Source organism: Streptomyces sp. NPDC059477 (genome assembly GCF_042749375.1).
GTDB lineage: Bacteria > Actinomycetota > Actinomycetes > Streptomycetales > Streptomycetaceae > Streptomyces.
In genome coordinates, this window is sequence record NZ_JBHYUG010000006.1 from 1 (window position 1) to 14399 (window position 14399).

The 14399-nt window shown below is 68.6% G+C and carries 10 protein-coding genes; 6 read left to right on the forward strand and 4 right to left on the reverse strand.

Going from position 1 to position 14399, the window contains the following annotated elements; all coding sequences use genetic code 11:
• Window positions 1-173: 173 nt before the first annotated feature.
• From ACFXAZ_RS04575 to ACFXAZ_RS04590, 4 genes are all read right to left on the reverse strand, one after another.
• Entirely contained in the window at window positions 174-1397 is a 1224-nt protein-coding gene (locus tag ACFXAZ_RS04575; protein WP_384584975.1) for an amidohydrolase family protein, read from the reverse strand.
• 38 nt (window positions 1398-1435) lie between these two features.
• Entirely contained in the window at window positions 1436-2965 is a 1530-nt protein-coding gene (locus ACFXAZ_RS04580; protein ID WP_384584978.1) for an MFS transporter, read from the reverse strand.
• Between the two features lie 148 nt (window positions 2966-3113).
• On the reverse strand, window positions 3114-3959 hold the full coding sequence (locus tag ACFXAZ_RS04585) for an enoyl-CoA hydratase-related protein (protein ID WP_384584981.1): 846 nt from the start codon (window positions 3957-3959) through the stop codon (window positions 3114-3116).
• Window positions 3960-4027: 68 nt separating this feature from the next.
• Window positions 4028-6244: an acyl-CoA dehydrogenase gene (locus tag ACFXAZ_RS04590; protein ID WP_384584984.1), complete on the reverse strand. Its 2217-nt coding sequence runs from the start codon at window positions 6242-6244 to the stop codon at window positions 4028-4030.
• Window positions 6245-6945: 701 nt separating this feature from the next.
• Between ACFXAZ_RS04590 and ACFXAZ_RS04595 the strand changes: the two genes are divergently transcribed.
• From ACFXAZ_RS04595 to ACFXAZ_RS04620, 6 genes are all read left to right on the forward strand, one after another.
• Window positions 6946-8505 (forward strand): ABC transporter substrate-binding protein, encoded by a 1560-nt coding sequence (locus tag ACFXAZ_RS04595; protein WP_384584987.1) that lies wholly within the window; start codon window positions 6946-6948, stop codon window positions 8503-8505.
• A gap of 74 nt (window positions 8506-8579) precedes the next feature.
• Complete coding sequence (locus tag ACFXAZ_RS04600; RefSeq protein WP_384584990.1) at window positions 8580-9527, forward strand: ABC transporter permease; 948 nt, start codon at window positions 8580-8582, stop codon at window positions 9525-9527.
• Window positions 9520-10584, forward strand: coding sequence for an ABC transporter permease (locus ACFXAZ_RS04605; RefSeq protein WP_384584993.1), 1065 nt, complete (start codon window positions 9520-9522; stop codon window positions 10582-10584). The genes ACFXAZ_RS04600 and ACFXAZ_RS04605 overlap by 8 nt, the downstream gene beginning before the upstream one ends.
• The gene (locus tag ACFXAZ_RS04610; RefSeq protein ID WP_384584997.1) at window positions 10581-11726 is read left to right on the forward strand and encodes an ABC transporter ATP-binding protein; all 1146 of its coding nucleotides are present in this window, start codon (window positions 10581-10583) and stop codon (window positions 11724-11726) included. The genes ACFXAZ_RS04605 and ACFXAZ_RS04610 overlap by 4 nt, the downstream gene beginning before the upstream one ends.
• Window positions 11723-12811, forward strand: a complete 1089-nt coding sequence (locus tag ACFXAZ_RS04615) for an ABC transporter ATP-binding protein (protein WP_384585000.1) — start codon at window positions 11723-11725, stop codon at window positions 12809-12811. Before ACFXAZ_RS04610 ends, ACFXAZ_RS04615 begins: the two co-directional genes overlap by 4 nt.
• Window positions 12808-14337, forward strand: coding sequence for an MFS transporter (locus tag ACFXAZ_RS04620; RefSeq protein ID WP_384585003.1), 1530 nt, complete (start codon window positions 12808-12810; stop codon window positions 14335-14337). Before ACFXAZ_RS04615 ends, ACFXAZ_RS04620 begins: the two co-directional genes overlap by 4 nt.
• The last annotated feature ends 62 nt before the right edge of the window (window positions 14338-14399 follow it).

Genomic DNA, 14399 nt, shown 5'->3' on the forward strand with positions numbered 1-14399 from the left:
GCGGTCTGGCTCGCGGGCGGGGCGGGGCGCGGCCGCGCCGCGCCGCGGCGGCGCGGGCGGGCGGGGGCGGGGGGGGGGGCCCGCCCGCGGGGCCGCGCCCCCCCCCGCCCCCCCCCCCGCTCATGTCCTTCAGACAGGCCGGCCCGCGGCAGCCGACCGACGGCCGCTGCGGCTCAGGCGGAGGCCCGGCCGGCGAACACGCCTCGCAGCGCCCCGTTCGCCTTCTCGGGCAGCGAGGTCAGCGGTGCTTCCAGCTCCGCGACCGACGGTCCGATCTTCGCGGCGACCGGCGCCAGGGCCTTCAGGTCGAATCCGTAGAGCTTGGCGGCGTTCTCGCCGAGCAGCGCCCGCTTCTCCGCGACGCTGATGCCGGCCATGCTGACCCGCAGGTGCTCCTTGGAGAACGGGTAGGTGCCCTCGTCGTGCGGGTAGTCGCTGCCCCACATCCAGTGGCCGGGGGCCACGACGTCGCGGGCCGCGACATCACGCGTGCTGGCCATGCTGACACCGACGTAGAGGTTGTCGTGGATGTACTCGCTGGCGAGCTTCGGCGGGGCCATGCCCTCCGCGAAGCGCAGCTCGCCCGTCTGCCCGGACTGGACCCCCTTGATGATGCTGTCCAGCTCCGCGCCGTACTCCTTGAGCCATGCGCAGCCGATCTCGGTGATCACGAGCTTCAGCTTGGGGTGCCGCTCGAAGACACCTGACATCAGCATCCATGTCAACGGGCGCCGGCTGTAGAACGTGATCTCCTGAAGGTGCAGGATCTGCGACGACGCGAGCCGGGGGTAGGAGGGTGACCCGGTGCCGCCGTGCACGTTGACCGACAGGTCGAGGTCTTCGCACAGCGACCAGATCCGGTCGTACTCCGGATCGCTCAGCGGGCGGATGATGTCGTGCGCGTCCGGCGGAACCGGCGGGATCAGCACGCCCGCCAGGCCGTTCTCCTTGATCCACTTGATGTCGGCGATCGCGTCGTCGATGTCGTTCAGGAAGATCTGACCAAGACCCTTGCGCCGTTCCGGATACCGGGAGCAGAAGTCGACGAGCCAGCGGTTGTGCGCCTGGATGCCCGCGTGCCGCAGTTCGTAGGTCTCCGGGGTGGGCGGCGGGGCGAACAGCACGAAGCCGGGGAAGAACGGCGGGACCGTGTTGGGGAAGATGACCTCGGCCGCGATCCCGTCCTCGTCCTGCTGGCTGTTGCGCATCTCGTCGTCCCAGTTGCGCAGCCGGCGGTCGTCACCGGAGGCAAGGTCCCGGTAGGGGTTCTTGTAGCGGGCCCGCCAGGCGTCGAACTGCTCGTGGTACTTCGAATCCAGAAACTCGCGGTACTGGGCGTGGCTGCCTCCCCCATGCGTATCGGCTGTGATGATCGTGTACGGAGAGTTATCGGACACTTCCACTGCCTTTCTGAGAACTAGAACCTAAATTCAATTTAGTCGGGGCCTGATAGGGCGTCAAGGTTCGCGTCCGGAGTCTTTGATGACATTCCCGGCCCGTCCTCCCCGGCGCCGAACCTCGTCCTGTTGCCGATTCCGACGACGAGCACCGCCACCAGGAAGCCCAGCACCGCGATGCCCGCGCTCAGGAGCAGCGCCTGGCTGTATCCGTGCGTCGTCGCGACCGCGACGGCCCGCTCGCTCAGCCCGCCGGCGGGCCGCGACGCCAGGTCGTCCCTGGTCACCGTGACCGCCAGGGTGGCCAGCCCGGCGAGCCCGACCGCCCCGCCCATCTGCTGACCGGTGTTGAGCACCGCAGCCGCGATCCCGCTCTCGGCCGGCGCGACCTTCGCCAGAGCCATCAACGCCATCGGGACCATGCACAGCCCCATGCCGAACCACAGCACCAGCAGGGGGGCCAGCACCGCGAGATAGCTGGAGTCCGCGGTGATCCCGCTGAGCCAGACCAGACCGACGGCCCCCATCAGGACGCCCCCCGAGAGAAGGAACCGCGCCTGGACCCGGCTGACCAACCGTGACGACAACTGCGTCGCGACCACCACGACGCCCGCGATCGGCAGGAAGGACAGCCCCGTCTGCAAAGGCGTATACCCCAGGACATTCTGAAAGAAGAGGGTGATGAAAAAGAATGAACCGAAGGTGGACCCGGCGACCAGGAACGCGAGCCCATACACTCCCGCCCGGGCCCGGTCGGTGAACAGCCGCAGGGGCAGCATCGCGTGGGGCGTCCTCGCCTCCCAGAGCAGGAACACGGCGAACATCACGCACGCGGCGAGCAACGGCCCGGCGACGATCCAGTCGCCCCAGCCGTGCGTCGACGCGCTGGTCAATCCGTAGACCATCAGGAACATGGCCGCGGTGGCCAGTGCCGCGCCCTGAGTGTCCAGGCGCCCCTTCGCCCGCTCGCCCTCGCTCAGTGCCCGAGGCACCAGCAGCAGAACGGCCACGCCGATCGGCACATTGACGAACATGATCCACCGCCAGCCGGCCAGGTCGGCGAAGAGTCCCCCGGCGATCTGGCCCAACGCGCCGCCGACCGACGACATCGCCGCGTACGCGCCCATCGCCTTGTTGCGCGACCGCCCCGCGGCGAAGTTCGACATGATCAGTGCCAGTGCGGTGGGTGACGCGGCGGCGCTCCCGATGCCCTGCGCGGCCCGCGCGACGATCAGCCATGTCCCATCGGGCGCCAAGCCGCCGAGCAGCGAGGCCGCGGTGAAAACGCCGAGGCCGAACGTGAACACGCGCCGCCGGCCGAACAGATCACCGGCCCGCCCGCCGATCAGCAGCAGACCGCCGTAGGTCAGCCCGTAGGCCGTGGTGACCCACACCAGGTCCGTGGTCGACAGGTCCAGGCCGCGCTGGATCGCCGGCAGCGCGACGGTCACGATCGTCCCGTCCAGGACCATCATCAGTTGCGTCGCGCAGATGATGACCAGGGCGAGCAGCAGCCGGCCTCTGATCCGGTCCGCCCCGCCAGGCGCCTGGCCCGTGGTCGGCGTCATGGTCGTAGTGCCTTCCTTCGCGCGGGTTGTCACCGCCTGGCCCGGGACAACGCGCGGGTGAGGTGGCGTCACGTGGTACTGCCGGGCGAGATGGGCCCGCGATGGACGGCGGCACGCCGCGCACCCGGCCCACGCCGACCGCGCTGCGCTATGCCTCCGCGGTCGCGCCCGTCGCGATGCGCCCGTCGCCGAACGCCTTGTCCCGCTCGGTCAGCGCGCTGGTCAGGCCCCTGTCGCCGATGCTGCCGAGGAACGCCTTGAAGGTCTCGGTGTGGGTCGCGAGGGCGCACATCTCCGTGCCCGCGTACAGGGACTGGCGCATGCCCATGTAGTCCATCGCCCGGTGGATCGTGCGCTTGTTGATCTGGAGGATGTCGGACGGAATCCGCGCGATCCGGCTCGCGATCCGCAGGGTCTCCTCCTCAAGCTCGTCGGCCGGGAACGCCCGGTTGGCGAATCCCCAGTCCGCGGCTTCGACGCCGCTCATGGAGTCACCGGTGAGCATGAGTTCCATACCGCGGCGCATCCCCAGCAGCCAGGCGTGGTACTGCATGTCCGGGGTGCCGAACCGGACGGCCGGATAGCCGATCTTCGCGTCCTCGGCGACGTACACCAGGTCGCAGCCGGTGACGAGTTCGGTGCCGCCGGCCAGACAGTGGCCGTGCACCTGGGCGATCACCGGCTTGCACAGGTCCCACATGCCCGTCCACAGATCCACGACGCTGCGCTGGTAGCCCGCGAGGCCCTGATGACCGTACTCAAGCGGAACGTTGTCGCCCGGGCCCGGGCTCAGGTCGTACCCCGCGCAGAAGCTCGGCCCGTTCGCCCGGATGATGGTGACGCGCACGTCGTCGAGGCTCTCGCTCTCATGAACCGCCGTGCTGATCTCGGTCCGCAGTCTGCCGCTCAGCGCGTTGCGCTTCTCCGGCCGGTTCAGGGTGATCCGGCGTACGTGCGGTGCCGGTTCATCGATCTGTACCAATGTGTATTCCATGCCTGCTCCTTCAGCTCCGGCGAACCGCATGTGTTCGCCGGTTCGGTTCGGTCCTTGCGTCTGTCCCATCAGTCCCGTGGCAGCCCGAGAACCCGCTCGGCGATCACATTGAGCTGAATCTCCGCGGTGCCGCCGCCGATCAGGGACGGCCCCACCGACACCAGCCCTTGCGCCGCGCCACCGTACGGCTCACCCATCTCCGCCGCCTCGGGTCCGGCCCAGCCCTGCGCGGCACGGCTCATGGCCGCCGAGTTCCACGCCGACGCGAGCTTCAGGACACTCGACTCCGGACCGGGCCGCAGGCCGGTCAGCTGACGCAGCAGGGCGCGTTGGCCGAGCGCGTCCGATGCCTCCCGCTGCGCCTGTAGCCGACCGGCCTCGCCGACGACCTCCCCGAACCCCGTGGAGCCGAGCGCGCGCGCCACCTGGAGGGGATCACGTCTCATACCGGCCATGCCCGAGCCCATGCTCACCCGCTCGTTGCCGAGCGTGGTACGGGCCAGCCGCCATCCATCACCGGGTTCGCCGACCAGCCGTGCGTCGGGCACGAAGACGTCGTCGAAGAAGACCTCGTTGAACAGGTAGGCCCCGCTCGCCTCACGCAGCGGACGAACCTCCAGGCCGGGCGCGCGAAGGTCGACGAGGAAGTAGCTGATGCCCTGGTGCTTCGGCACGTCGGGGTCCGTCCGGGCGAGGCAGATGCCCCAGTCGGCCTCATGGGCGCCGGACGTCCACACCTTCTGGCCGTTCAGCAGCCAGCCACCGTCGACCTTCTCGGCCCGGGTGCGCAACGACGCCAGATCCGAACCGGCGCCCGGCTCGCTGAACAACTGGCACCAGACGATGTCACCGCGCAGCGTCGGCCCGATGAAGGCTTCGCGCTGCTCCTCGGTTCCATGCGCCAGGATGGTCGGCAGCGCCCACTCGCCGATGATGGTGGACGGCGGTGTGATGCCCGCGCGGGCGAACTCCTCGGCGATGATCACCTGTTGGACGGGGCCCGCCGCGCGTCCGTACGGTTTCGGGTAGTGGGGCGAGACCAGTCCGGCCCCGGCGTACATGGCCCGGCGCAGATCCTCGGGCGCGGTCGCGATCCCGGCGATCGTGCCCGCGATCTCGGCCCGGAATCCCTCGGGTTCGGCGCCCAGGTCCAGCGGACGTCGCCGGGTGTTCTGCCCGGCCAGGCGCCCGAGCCGCTCGTCCCATACCCGGGCCGGCCCGAGCAGGCTCGCCAGCGACAACCCGCGACGCCAGTACAGGTGTGTGTCGTGCTCCCAGGTGTATCCGATGCCGCCGAAGAGGGTGGTTGTCTCCAGGCCGATATCGGCGATGGTGTTGAAGCAGTACACGGCGGCTGCCGCGGCGGCGAGATGCGCCTGGTCGGCGGGCTGGTCCTGCAACGCGCGGGCGGCGTCCCAGGCCGCCGCCGTCATCAGTTCGGTCTGCATGTACAGCCGCGCGCATTTGTGCTTGATGCTCTGGAACGAGCCGATCGTCCGGCCGAACTGTTCCCGGATCTTGGCGTACGCGAGCCCGGACTCCTGAAGGTAACGGGCGATCCCGGCCGTCTCGGCCGCGAAGAGGACGGCCGCGACGGTCCGGATGTCGTCACCTGTCGCGGTCAGCAGATTCTCCGGCCGTACCGCGAGGCCGGCCACGGTCACCCGGCCGATGTCCCGGGTCAGGTCGACACCGGTGCCCTGCTCGACCTTGATCGAGGCGTCCTCCGGCCGTTCGACGACGAACCACACGGTACGGTCCGCGGCCTGCGCGCCGAGGATGAGGAACTGGCCGCTCACCGCTCCGAGCAGCGGGGCACTGGTGCCACTGACCCGCCATCCGTCGCCGTCCGGCACGGCCGTCAGGCCCTGAGCGGTCGTCACACAGGCGCCGGTCGCGCCGGTGACGAACCGGGGGAGCACGGACTCGATGACCGACTCGGACCCGTGGCGGCCCAGCACGACACTGGTCAGCACGGTCGGCAGCAGCGGTCCGGGTACCAGGGCCCGCCCGGTCTCCTCCAGCAGGACGGCGACATCGACCAGGGTTCCGCCGTCGCCGCCCGCCGACGGGTCGATATGCATCCCGACAAAGCCCTGCCGTACGAGGGACGGCCAGATGATCGGCCAGATCCCCGCGGCGAGATCTTCGAACTCGGCCCGCGTCGTCGCGACCGACACCTCACGCTTCACAAATCCGCGAACGGCGTCAGCCCATGCCAGTTGGTCTTCGGTCAGGGCGATTCCCATGGAGTCCCAACTCTCGATCGTGAGTACACCGCGCATTGACGAACAGAGACTTTTCGCCGCACCTCGTCCCGAACGAGATATGCGGTAATGCAGCTGAGTTGTGCTCCAAGCACAGGGCCGGCGGGAAGAAACCGCGCGACCGACCTCGCGGAGACGAACAGGTCTTCATCCGCGGACAAGTTACGTCGTACAGTGGCGAAACCCCCTCGGGGTGAACGGCCGATCGCGGCGTCCACGACACGTCCGACCGTCGACACCTCCCGCCGGATCACTCCGGCCCAGGCGTCCTGCCTCGCTCATCTTGAAACGAGATTTCAATACCGTCAAGAAGTCGCGTTCATTCCCGTGGTCGAGCGTCGTGCGTCGCGGGTCGGCGTGCGAAGCGCCGGGGGCGAGCGGACAGCACCCGCCGATCTAGGGCGGAGTGCTTGTCTCCGGTCGACGCGCCCCAGCCAGGAGAACTACCACTCTGGCGACGGCGTGACCGCTATCGAGTACCGGGTGCCGGTGGGTGACCGGTTACGTCACCGGCGGGGCCGCGACCATCCTGAGCGGCGATATCACGCTTCGTCTGATTTCTGCCCCGAGCCTTGACGGCACTGTAATCTAGTTCCATGCTAGGCGCCACCTCCCACTCCCCGCCCCTGCGGTAGCCGTCTGGAGTCCGTCCACGCGGCATGCCGAACGCATTGGTGGATTTCCTCTGTGAACACACATGTTCAGGACGGAGAAACAGCGTGGTCAGAAAGGCGTCTTGGAGGTTCGCCCTGGTGGCGGCGGTGGCTACGGCCACGGCCCTCACGGCGTGCTCCAGCTCGAATTCGAAGACACCGGAGCCGCTCGGCACGGGCGACGCGAAGTCGGGCGGAACCCTCGTCGTGGGTGAATACTCGGGAGTCAACTCGCTCGACCCGATGATGAACACGGGCAGTGTGACGATCGGCGGCAACGAGACACTCGCCATCTACGGCACATTGATCCGCTGGGACAGCAAGAAGCTCGAAGGCGTGCCGTACATGGCGAAAAGCCTGGAACACAATGCGGATCACACACAGTGGACGTTGCAGCTGCGCCCCGGCATGGTGTTCTCGGACGGGAGTCCGTACGACGCCGCGGCCGTGGTGATGAACCTCGACCGGAACCGGAAATCCTTCTTCTCGATCGCGAACTCACTGTCGAAGATCGAGTCGGTCAAGGCGACGGACGACCTGACCGTGGTCATCACCATGAAGAAGCCGGATGCCCAGTTCCCCTATGTGCTCTCGATCGGGCCGGGCATGATCGCGTCGCCGAAGTACATCAAAACGGTGGACGGCGGCAACAAGACCGCACCGGCGGTCGGTGCGGGACCGTTCGTGGTGAGTGACTTCAAGCCGGGCAGCAGCCTCACGCTGAAGCCGAACCCGACCTACGCCCTCGACAAGCCGCTGCTGAGCACCCTGACGTTCCAGATGGCGGGCACCGAGAAGGCCCAGCTGCAAGCTTTCGAGGCCGGCCAGTTGCAGGCCGGGATCACCCTCGACTCCCACTCGGACATCGAGATCAAGCAGAAGAAGATCCCGACGATCGCGACCAGGCAGACCTCCGGGGTCGCCCTCCAGCTGAACAACCGGAAGACCTCGCCGCTGGGCGACGTCCGGCTGCGCAAGGCCGTCCAGCTGGCGTTCAACCCGAAGGTGTGGAACGAGCGCAACAACGCCGGCGAGGAAGTCGCCAGCGACCTGCTCTTCATGAAGGGATCGCTCTTCCACTCGGAGGACCAGCAGAAGATCCCCTACGACCCGCAGCAGGCCAAGCAGCTCGTCGACCAGGTCAAGGCGGACACCGGCTGGAACGGCGAGCTGGACTGGGTCGGACCCAGCACCCAGACCAACCAGCCCGTGATCCTCTCGTCGATGCTGAACCCGATCGGCATCACACTGAAGGTGACGAACCTTCCGGTCGCGAACTTCTACACCAAGGTCTACGTCGAGCACGACTACGACATCGCCGGCGGCGGCGGTGCCATCGCCGACTCCACACCCGCCGGCAGCATCCACAACAACTACGTCACGCCGACCAACTCACTCGGCTACAGCAACCCGGAGATGGTGAAGATCTCCGACGAGATGGCCGCCGCGGCCACGCTGGAGGAGCGCCGGGTGGTGATGAAGAAATTCCTCGCGCTCTACATAGAAACCGTGCCCTCGATCTCCTGCGGCACGACCACCTGGAACTTCTTCCACAAGCCCAATGTGCAGGGCTTGCAGCAGGTCGGCGGCCAGATGATCCAGTTCGACAAGGCATGGATGTCGTGACGTCACCGAAACGCGGTCATACGCCTCCCGGGCGAGGTCCGGGCGACCGGATCCGGGCAGTCACCCGCATCCCCGTGGCCGGGCCGGTCCTGGCTCAACTACCCCACCTGATCGTCGTCGTACTCCTCGTGTCCTTCGGCACCTTCATGCTCGTGCAACTCTCCTCGGGCAGTCCGGCCGCCGCCATCCTCGGGGCGTCCGCCACCCCCGAGGCCGTGGCCCAGATCAATCGCGAACTGGGCCTGGACAAGCCCCTGCTGACCCAGTATCTGCACTGGATGGGCAACGCGTCCCAGGGTGACTTCGGAAACTCCCTCGTCGCGCCGTACGGCACCGTCACCTCACGCATCGAGACCGCCCTCCCGGTCACCCTCCAACTCGCCGCCATGGCACTGCTCATCGCGTTTCTCGTCGCCGTCCCCACCGCCGTCTACGCGGGATACCGCCCCGGCGGAAAGGTCGACCGGACGCTGAACGCCACCAGCATCGGCTCCCTCGCCGTACCGTCCTTCGTCCTGGCGCTGCTCCTGGCCCTGCTGCTGACCCTCCAGGTGCACCTCTTCCCCCGTACCGGATGGGTGGCGTTCAGCACCGATCCGGCGCGCAGCATCTGGCACGCGGCCCTGCCGGCCATCACCCTGGCCCTGCCCATGATCGCCTACTTCACCCGGGTGCTCCGGGCGGAGATCGTCCAGACCCTCCAGGAAGACTTCGTGATGTTCGCGCGGCTGCGCGGCCTGCCGATCAGAACGGTCCTGTTCCGCTACGTCCTGCGCCCCTCATGTGTCTCGCTGGTGACCATCTCGGGCGTGACGCTCGGCTCCCTGCTCGGCGGCACCGTGATCGTGGAATCCATCTTCGCCCTGCCCGGCATGGGCAATCTGCTGCTCAACGCGGTCGTCAACAGCGACTACCCACTGGTCCAGGGGGGCGTGCTCCTGATCTCCATCGCCTACGTGGTGATCAACGCGTTCGTCGACCTGTCCTACCGCCTGATCGATCCGAGGATGCGACATGCCTAGAACCGGGGCCGAGAACGCCACCGGCACCGCGGCACCGCCCGGCCGCACCCGGCGTACCCCGACCCGCCGGACATGGCTCGGCCTGGCCCTCGCAGCCGCCGGCGTGGCGGCACTGTTCCTGGCCGTGCTGCCGGCGGCACACCTGCCCGCCTGGACGCGCTGGCTGATCGCCTTCGCGGGCCTGTTCGCCTGGTTCCGGGGGACCGACAGAGCGGCGAAGTCGTACTTCGGCCCCCGGTTCCAGACCGGACTGTGGATCGCCGCCATCTGGACCGTGCTCATCGTCCTGCTGGCCGTGATCGCGCCGCTGCTGCCCGTGCAGAGCCCGACCCACCTTCCCCTGGACACCTCGTCCTGGATCTCCGCCGACCTCTTCGGCGAGTATCTCCTCGGCACCGACAGCAATGGGCGCGACGTCCTCTCACGGATCATCACCGGAGCCCAGTCCTCCCTCGTCCTCGGCATCGGCAGCGCCGTCATCGGCGTGGTGGTCGGCATGTCCATCGGCATCCTCGCCGCGCACTACGGCGGACTCCTCGACGCGGTCATCCGGGTCGTCACCGACAGCCTGCTGAGCTTCCCGCCGCTGGTCCTGCTGCTCGCGCTCGTCGCGGTGCTGAAGCCGACCTTCGGCACCCTGTTCCTGGCCTTCTCGTTCTTCGTCGTCCCCTCCATGGTGCGCCTGTCGCGGGGAACCGCGGCACGGCTCGCCGCACGGGAGCATGTGCTGGCCGCGAAGGCACTCGGCGCACGCGGCCCGCGCATCATGGTGCGCGAACTGCTGCCCGGCGTGGCCCGCGTGCTCCTCCCGTTCAGCGGAGTCATCGTCGCGGCGCTGATCATCGCCGGAGCGTCACTGAGCTTCCTGGGTCTGGGCGTGCCGCCACCCGCTCCCACCTGGGGCGGCATGATCGCGGACTCCCAGGACGTCCTGGAGCAGCACCCCCAGGGCGTGATAGTCCCGTCCATCGTCCTGTTCATTACCGTGATGGCCTTCAACAGGCTGGGCGAAGGCGCAAGAACCGCCACGGACACGAGAGAGTCGGTTCTCGGGTGACAACTACTTCTCCGCCTCCTTCCGGCCCGGCCCCCGCGTCGAGCGATGCCCCGCTGCTGGAAGTCACTGACCTGTCCACGACGTTCACCACTGCCCAGGGCCTGGTCCGGGCGAACGACTCGCTCACCTTCACCCTCCAGCGCGGCGAGACCATCGGCGTGGTGGGGGAGACCGGCTCGGGCAAGACCGTGCTGGGCCGGTCGATCCTCGGGGTACTGCCTCGCCGGTACACCACCTACACCGGCTCGGTCCGCTTCCAGGGCACGGAGCTGACCACCCAGAGCCGCGCGGAACTCGCGAAGCTGTGGGGCTCCGAACTGGCCATGGTCATGCAGAACCCGATGACCGCGCTGGCGCCCGCCCGGCGCATCGGACAGCAACTCGCCGACGGGCTCCGCCACCACCTGGGCATGTCCCGGAGCGCGGCGAGGACAGAGGCGATCCGGCTCCTGCACGACGTGCGCATTCCCGACCCGGAGCGACGCAGCAAGGCGTACCCGTACCAACTGTCCGGCGGGCTCCGCCAACGGGTGACCATCGCGCTCGCGCTCGCCGCGAACCCCAGCCTGCTCATCGCCGACGAGATCACCACCGCCCTCGACGTGACCGTGGCCGCCCAGATCCTCGACCTGCTCGGCCGCATCCGGGACGAGCGGGCCATGGGCCTGATCCTCGTCAGCCACGACCTCGGCGTCATCGCCACGCGGACCGACGCGGTCAAGGTCATGTACGCCGGGCGGATCGTCGAGTCGGCCGCGACGCGCGCGCTGTTCGCCTCTCCGCGCCACCCCTACACCGAGGCCCTTCTCGGCTCGATCCCCCGCTACAGCCACACCCCGCACACCCCGCTGAACGCCATCTCCGGCGCCCCGCCCAACCTGGGCCGGCTCCCCGTGGGCTGCGCCTTCGCGCCCCGGTGCGCGTACGCCCAGGACCGCTGCCGCGAGGAACGGCCGGAACTGGAGGACGACGGCGCCGGCCACGCGGTGGCCTGCCACTTCCCCTGCAACGCGCCGGCCGGCGCCGCGACGAGCGAGGCGATTCACGCGAAGGACGGGATCCCAGGGGCCCGCGAAGAACGCGGCACCGTCGATGTCAGCGCCGCGACCGGCTCCCCGGCAGCTACGGAAGGTGGAACGTGAACGCCCACGGCTCAGCAGCACCCGGCCAGGCCGTCAGCGCGGACCCGACCGGCGAGGCACTCGTCGACGTCCGCGATCTGTCGGTCACCTATCAGGTTCCCGCCGGCCGCCTCCAGGCCGTCTCCGACATCTCGTTCACCATCGAGAAGGGCGAGACCCTGGGTCTGGTCGGTGAGTCGGGGTGCGGGAAGTCGACGGTCGGCCGCGCCCTGGTGTGTCTCCCACAGCCCGAGCACGGGACGATCACCTTCGAGGACGTCGACATCGCCAACCTGTCGAAGGCGAAGCTGCGCAGGATGCGCACCCGGATGCAGATCATCTTCCAGGACCCGACCTCCGCGCTGAACGGCGGTCGCAAGATCTCCGAGGTCGTCGCCGAGCCCTTCGTGATCTGGAAGAGGTACCCGGACAAGGCCGAACGCCAGGAGCGGGTCGATGAACTGCTCAACGCGGTCGGCCTCAACCCGGAGGTGTTCGGCGACCGCCGCGCCCACGAGCTGTCCGGCGGCCAGTGTCAGCGCGTCGCGATCGCGCGGGCCCTGGCCCTGGAGCCCAGCTTCATCGTCTGCGACGAGGCGGTCTCGGCACTCGATGTCTCCGTCCAGGCACAGATCCTGAATCTCCTTGAGGAACTGAAGGAGAGATACCAGCTCACCCTGTTGTTCATCTCCCACGACCTGTCCGTGATCCGGCATGTCTCCGACCGGATCTGTGTCATGTACCTCGGCGTGATCTGCGAGATCGGGCCGCGCGACGCCGTCTACGACACGCCGCGACACCCGTACACCTCGGCCCTGATCGCCTCCTTGCCCGAGCCCGACCCGACCCAGGAGCCACAGCGTCCACCGATCGAAGGTGACCTGCCCTCGGCGGTCGACCCGCCGTCCGGATGCCGGTTCCACACGCGCTGCCCGCGCGCGACGGCGATCTGCCGCACGGAGGTACCGCCGCTGGTTCCCTTCACGGATGCCGAAGGCCACCTCGTGGCCTGCCACCACCCGCTCGAACCGGGCGAGAAGCTCGTGCGAACGGATGACACGGCGCGCGCGGGCGATGCCCCGGCCCTGGCGCAGGCGACTGGATGACAGACTCCCGCCCCACGGTCGACGCACCGGCCGAGGCCGACGCCGGGCGGACAGCCGGCCGGCGTCGTCTCGCCCTCCTGGTCATCTGCGTCACCCAGCTGATGATGGTGCTGGACGGCACCGTGGTGACCGTTGCCCTGCCCTCCATCCAGCGCGGCCTGGACATGTCCACCGTCGGCCTGGTGTGGGTCACGACCGCCTACACACTCACCTTCGGCGGCTTCCTGCTGTTCGGCGGCCGGATCGGCGACCTGTACGGCCGGCGGCGACTCTTCATGATCGGCGTCGGGCTGTTCACCGCCGCGTCGCTGCTCGCCGGACTGGCCGTCAACGACATCTCCTTGATCGCCGCACGCGGCCTCCAGGGAATCGGCGCCGCGATCGCATCCCCGACCGCGCTGTCCCTGGTGATCACCAACTTCCCGGAAGGAAAACCGCGCAACAAGGCCATGGGCGCCTACGCCGGCATGTCGGCGGTCGGCGGCGCGACCGGGCAGATCGTGGGCGGCCTGCTGGTGGACATGGTGAGCTGGCGCTGGATCTTCTTCATCAACGTGCCGTTCGGCCTGCTCATCATGTACCTCGCGCCGCGTGCCCTGGACGAAGGCAGGCACCGCCGGGGGCGGCTCGACGGTATCGGCGCGCTGGCGGTCACCGCCGGGATGATCCTGGTGGTCCTCGGTCTGACGAACGCCGCGTCGCAGGGCTGGGGGGCGGCGAGCGTCGTACGGTCGCTCATCGGCGGGGCGGTACTGCTGGTCTTCTTCGTGATCTGGGAGGCACGGACACCCCACGCGCTGATGCCGCTGCGTATCTTCAAGGACCGGAACCGGGCCGGGGCCTACCTCGTCGGCTTCTTCCTGGGTACGGGCAGCATCGCCGCGTTCTTTTTCGTCAGCCTGTACCTGCAAGAGGTCCTGGGCTTCAGCGCCCTGCAAACCGGTATGTCGTTCCTGCCCATCGCCGGCGTGGTGATGATCGCGACGCAAGTGTCATCACGGCTGGTCGACCGATATCCGCCCCATGTGCTGATCGCCGGTGGGTCGTTCGTGGTCGCGCTCGGGCTGGGCTGGCTCAGCACCATGGACGCGCAATCGGGTTTCATCGACATTCTGCTGCCCCAACTGGTGATGTGGTACGGGTCGGGCACCGCGATGGTTCCGCTCGTGCTCACCGCCGTGTCCGGAGTGAGCGAGGACGAAGCCGGCCTGGCGTCGGCCGTGCAGAGCACCTGTCAGCGCATGGGCGGCGCCGTCGGTCTCGGAGTCCTGGCCACGGTGTCGGTCATGGTGACCGACAACGACCTCAAGTCCACGAGCGCCGGCGCGCTGACCGAGCAGGTACGGCACGCCGCCCTGACACACGGCTACGCGCGGGGAATGTTCGGCGCCGCATGCATCGCGATCTTTTCCTTCGCGCTGACGGTGCTCGTCCTGGGCATGGGCAGAGGCCGGCTGGCGAGCAAGCGCGCTCAGCCCCCCGACCCGGAGCCCGGCGGCGGATCGAGCCCGACCGGAGAACCTTAGGTCCATCGCAACGTAAGTACACCGAAGTCAGCTGCCATGTGGCGGCTGTCCGGCCGCATCGC

Bases quoted from the DNA above. Each gene is read 5' to 3' on its own strand.
- ACFXAZ_RS04590 (WP_384584984.1), bottom strand. From the start codon at position 6,244: ATGCGCGGTGTACTCACGATCGAGAGTTGGGACTCCATGGGAATCGCC.
- ACFXAZ_RS04580 (WP_384584978.1), bottom strand. From the start codon at position 2,965: ATGACGCCGACCACGGGCCAGGCGCCTGGCGGGGCGGACCGGATCAGA.
- ACFXAZ_RS04605 (WP_384584993.1), top strand. From the start codon at position 9,520: ATGCCTAGAACCGGGGCCGAGAACGCCACCGGCACCGCGGCACCGCCC.
- ACFXAZ_RS04620 (WP_384585003.1), top strand. From the start codon at position 12,808: ATGACAGACTCCCGCCCCACGGTCGACGCACCGGCCGAGGCCGACGCC.
- ACFXAZ_RS04585 (WP_384584981.1), bottom strand. From the start codon at position 3,959: ATGGAATACACATTGGTACAGATCGATGAACCGGCACCGCACGTACGC.